Genomic DNA, 210 nt, shown 5'->3' with positions numbered 1-210 from the left:
GTGCCAGACGAACGGCGGGACGTCGTCCAGCGGGCGCGGGGTGGAGGTGAAGCCCTGCAGCGGGGTGCGGAAGCGGCCCTTCCAGTCGACCGTCTCCTGGCGCCAGAGCTGGTTCAGCAGCGCGTAGTTCTCGATGGCGAGCGGGATGCCCTGGCGGATGTCCTGGCCGAACCACGGGTAGACCGGGCCGGTGTTGCCGCGCCCGAGCAT

General features: G+C 71.0%; 1 protein-coding gene. It reads right to left on the bottom strand.

The features are described 5' to 3' along the window. A partial coding sequence (locus UK12_RS36140; protein WP_045307472.1) for an LLM class flavin-dependent oxidoreductase occupies window positions 1-210 on the bottom strand: 210 nt, incomplete at both ends.

It is taken from the genome of Saccharothrix sp. ST-888 (genome assembly GCF_000955975.1).
Lineage (GTDB): Bacteria > Actinomycetota > Actinomycetes > Streptomycetales > Streptomycetaceae > Kitasatospora.
Note: the sequence above shows the minus strand (reverse complement) of the source record. Positions and strands in the feature narration are given on the sequence as shown.